Below are 2,734 nucleotides of genomic sequence, written 5' to 3' on the forward strand. Positions count from 1 at the left end.
AACTCGTCGAGTATTACCTGGAGGACGTTGATTTGAAAGGAGCCTGGATCGGCCCGGCGTCCTTGGGCCTGTGGTCGCACGCGCTGGCGCCCGTGGCCGAGCTGCCGGTCCTGGAGGTTGTCTCAGCAATGCACATCGTAGCCGACCTGACACTCGGGCTCGGCAAGGTCGCGCATGACTATCTGGCGCCATCCGAGCCGTCTGACCGGAAAGCGAGACGCTATGAACTTGCAGAATGAGGTTTCCCAATGACGTGTGACGAGCCGAGTCAATCGATGATCTTCTGCTCCCTTGCAGACACCCGCCATTTTACCCCTGCAGGACTGGTGCTCGTGATCGCCCTGGGTCTGGCCGCCTGCCAGCAACAGACGAGCCGACCGCGGAGCCTTCCGACCATGGTGCAGATCGAGACTGTGACCCTGACCGACTATGCGCCGCCGGTGCGACTCACGGGCGAGATCCGCGCACAGGTCGAGAGCGAGCTGGCTCTTCAGAGAAGTGGCCGCATCACTGACACCGAGGGGTCGAGTCTTTGCCCGTCCCTCTCGGTCCAGATTTGCCAGATTTGAAGGAGTCGGAGGCATGACAGTGACACTCGCTGCCGTCCACGGATACGTTGCGGCAATTGCGTCCGCGGATGCCTGCTGGGCGCCATCGCAGCCGAGATCGGCGCTTCGACCCATCGATATCTCACCGAATACGCTTACGCTGTGCCGCATCAGGGAGAACGGCAACAGAATTCTCGCAGCGGGCGGGGGTGCTCACGCGCCAATGCTGGCCGGGAACCGCGCTCCTATGTCTCCTGTCCTTCCCCCGAACGGCTAGAACGCAGTTTCGCAGGAAGGAAGCTTCCAAACCTTCGGTGATCGCGAACCTGTGTGCTGAGGGTTCGTCCAGGACAGCAAAATAGAGAAAAAGAGGTAGTCATGACCTTCCATGGCAAATCCGCCCTAATAACTGGCTCCACGAGCGGGATCGGGTTGGCGATAGCTCGCGCCTTGGCGCACGAGGGCGCCGACGTCATGATCAACGGCTTGGGCGAGTCAAACGAGATCGAGGAGGTGCGCCGCTCGATTGAGCGCGACTACTGCGTCAAAGCCCTCTACTCCCCGGCCAACATGGCGAATCCCCACGAGGTCGTCGCGATGGTGCGCCAGGCCGAGCAGGCGTTCGAGTCGGTGGACGTGCTCGTCAACAATGCTGGCGTTCAATACGTGGCGGCCGTCGAGGAACTCCCGCCGGAGAAGTGGGACACCATCATCGCCATCAACCTCTCGGCAGCCTTCCACACCACACGGGCTGCGGTGCCAGGTATGACGGCACGAGGATGGGGGCGGATCATCAACACGGCATCCGCGCACTCGCTCGTGGCCTCGCCGTTCAAGTCGGCCTATGTGGCGGCCAAGCATGGCATCGCTGGCTTGACCAAGACTGTGGCCCTGGAAGTTGCGACCAGCGGAATCACTGTAAACTGCATCAGCCCTGGATATGTCTGGACGCCGCTCGTCGAGCGCCAGATCCCGGGCACCATGAAGGCCCGTGGCCTGAGCCGGGAACAGGTAATCAATGACGTGCTGCTCGAGGCGCAGCCGACAAAGCAGTTCGTGACCGTCGACCAAGTGGCGGCCCTGGCCGTGTTCCTGTGCTCGGATGCGGCGAGCCAGATCACCGGCGCCAACCTTTCCATGGATGGCGGCTGGACCTCCCAATGACAGGCCGTGCAAGAACGCTGAGCGCGGCCGGGTGCGTGGCAGGACTGGAGGAGAAAGGGGGATCTCGCTCACCCTTCAGGCTGGGGCGCGCAGACCGCCTGACTGGGATGTGCTCGATGGCTTCGCCCCCGCTTTCAGGATCGAGTTGCTCCACGCCGGCCTGAGTCTCGCGCTCGAGGAGTTTGGGAGCTTGGCTTGGCGCTTCCGAACACCGCATCGTCCAGAAACTCTTCAACTGCTGCGCGGCTCTCGGTGGCGAGAGCTGGGACCATTTATTTGTGTGAGCGCTCGAGACAATGGCTGACCACACCATTTCACAATCCTGAGCACGTTGTTCCGGCCAATTCGGGCGGGGCATGAGCGCCCGCGGACAGGTAGGATCGCCCCGGTGGTGAGGTCCGCTCCTGGCAAGATACTGACGTTGGCCGAGTTTCTGCAATTACGGGGTGAGCGGGCATGACTGCGGGGCGCTCTCCCTTCGAGATTGGCACAAGGGTACGCCCGCCATGCTCCGATAGGGATCAGGAGCGGACTGCCCTCGCTCCCTTCCAAATGTGTTCCGATGCAACAGCTCTGAGCAGTGCCGTCCCCACTGATTCCCCACTGAACCAGCGCGAACAAGCAACGACAGGTGGCAGCGACCTGCGCTCTCGAAGCGATAAGAAATACCATGTCCGACACGAGCATACGGTGTTTGACTTTGGTTTTTGGCGGCATCGATCTTCGGTCATCCGCCATATTTGACCGGGACCATCGCCCACTGGCTGGTACCCGTACGGCGATCGAGCCAAAATCAAGCCGGTCTCAAAGGAAAATGGACGCGATCTCAAAGCGCGACGCGGATTGCTCTGGCAAGTTCCATACGACTGCCGGCGAGGCGCCAGCCTTTCGATCGTACGCACCGCGGGCAACCCACACCTGGGCGGAGACCAGAATGTTGCCGCAACCTATCCTGTTGAACTGTCTGGAGAGCGCTGTTCACGCCTGCCGCTGTTTGCAGCAGACCTCGATGCGATGTGACG

At 61.6% G+C, this 2,734-nt stretch carries 3 protein-coding genes; all 3 read left to right on the forward strand.

What is annotated here, in order from left to right:
* Nucleotides 1-239 (forward strand): acetoacetate decarboxylase family protein (locus BN1233_RS41395; RefSeq protein ID WP_046869517.1); only part of this gene is annotated, 239 nt, incomplete at its 5' end.
* Nucleotides 240-248: 9 nt separating this feature from the next.
* Complete coding sequence (locus BN1233_RS41400) at nt 249-569, forward strand: efflux RND transporter periplasmic adaptor subunit (protein ID WP_046869518.1); 321 nt, start codon at nt 249-251, stop codon at nt 567-569.
* A 357-nt stretch (nt 570-926) separates the two neighbouring features.
* Nucleotides 927-1,712, forward strand: a complete 786-nt coding sequence (locus BN1233_RS41405; protein ID WP_046869519.1) for a 3-hydroxybutyrate dehydrogenase — start codon at nt 927-929, stop codon at nt 1,710-1,712.
* The last annotated feature ends 1,022 nt before the right edge of the window (nt 1,713-2,734 follow it).

Source organism: Microvirga massiliensis, from assembly GCF_001006805.1.
Lineage (GTDB): Bacteria > Pseudomonadota > Alphaproteobacteria > Rhizobiales > Beijerinckiaceae > Microvirga > Microvirga massiliensis.